General features: G+C 36.9%; 1 protein-coding gene. It reads left to right on the forward strand.

What is annotated here, in order from left to right:
- Positions 1–111 precede the first annotated feature (111 nt).
- Positions 112–1,710, forward strand: coding sequence for a phosphoenolpyruvate carboxykinase (ATP) (gene pckA, locus AB671_RS20570; RefSeq protein WP_066681775.1), 1,599 nt, complete (start codon positions 112–114; stop codon positions 1,708–1,710).
- The last annotated feature ends 83 nt before the right edge of the window (positions 1,711–1,793 follow it).

Consider the following 1,793-nt stretch of genomic DNA (forward strand, 5'->3'; position numbering starts at 1 on the left):
ATTTTGCGATGATATAAATTTGACTTAAATCAAGTTTATGAACGATGTGCATCATTTCTTCTTCCTTTTAAAGCTCCTACTTTTGTGAACATAACAAATCTGCATTGATTGATGGAATATTTAGAATCTCTAAGAAATATTGGAATTGTACCCAATAAAGAAGTTTATTGGAATTTATCCGTACCGCAACTAATATCCCAAACCCTAAAAAATGGACAGGGGATTATCACAGAATCGGGAGCGTTGGCTTGTGATACCGGTGAATTCACGGGACGTTCTCCTAAAGATAAATACATCGTGAAGGATGATGAGACCAAAGATTCTATTTGGTGGGGAGAGGTCAATCACCCTTTTACGCCAGAGGATTTTGATAGATTGTATGACCGTGTTTTAGCCCATCTTTCAGAGAGAGATATTTATGTCAGGGATGCCTGCGCTTGTGCAAAGCCTGAGTACAAACTGAACATAAAAGTCATCACTGAGACTCCATGGGCAAATTTGTTTGTGAACAATCTTTTTTTGAGACCTACAGAAAAGGAATTGGAAACCTTTCAACATGAATGGCTTATTCTTAATGCTCCCGAGTTTAAAGCAATTCCTGAAATCCATAAGACCCGTCAGCATAATTTTACGATTATCAATTTCACCAGGAAAATAATTCTTATTGGAGGAAGCGGGTATACCGGAGAAATCAAGAAGGGAATTTTTACGGTATTGAACTATATCTTCCCATTTGAACAAAATATACTCTCCATGCACTGTTCTGCTAATATTGGAGTTAATGGAGATACTTCTGTTTTTTTTGGTCTTTCCGGAACAGGTAAGACTACGCTCTCTGCAGATCCTTCAAGAAAGCTAATCGGTGATGATGAACATGGTTGGGATAATGAAAGTGTTTTTAATTTTGAAGGGGGGTGTTACGCTAAGTGTGTCAACTTAAGCGAGGAAAAAGAACCACAGATATTTTCAGCAATCCGTTCCGGAACTTTGCTTGAAAATGTACGTTTTTTTGAAGGAACAGATAGGGTGGACTATGATAATATTTCAGTAACAGAAAATACGAGAGCAGCTTATCCTATCGATTTTATTGATAATGCAGTGCATCCTTCAATAGGTAAAACACCCAATAATATTTTCTTTTTAACCTGTGATGCTTTTGGAGTTCTTCCTCCGATATCAAAATTATCGGTAGGACAGGCAATGTATCATTTTATTTCAGGTTACACTGCGAAAGTGGCGGGAACCGAAGCTGGGATTACAGAACCTCAGACAACATTTTCAGCATGTTTTGGAAAGCCCTTTTTACCGCTTCATCCCACTCAATATGCAGATCTATTAGGAAAAAAATTAAAAGAAAATAATATAAAGGTATGGCTAATTAATACGGGCTGGTCGGGAGGAACGTATGGTAAAGGAGAACGTATTAAGTTAGCTTTTACCAGATCAATGATTTTGGCGGCACTTGAAAATAAATTTGAAAATGTGGATTTTGTGCATGATGCTGTATTTGGACTGCAGATTCCGGTAGAATGCGAAGATGTACCGTCTGAAATTTTAAATCCTAAAAATACATGGGATGACAAGTCGGCATATGACGAAAAAGCACTGCATCTTGCTGAGCAGTTTGTACAAAACTTTAAGTCCTTTGAGTCTTTTGCGGATGAAGAAATATTGAATGGAGGTCCCATTATTCAAAATAAAATTAAATAAGCATATAAACTTAATAAAAGAACTGCAATAATGAAGATCCCTGAAAACCTCTTGTATACTGAAGATCATGAGTGGGTTAGATT

Source organism: Chryseobacterium sp. BGARF1, from assembly GCF_001677955.1.
Classification (GTDB): Bacteria; Bacteroidota; Bacteroidia; order Flavobacteriales; family Weeksellaceae; genus Chryseobacterium.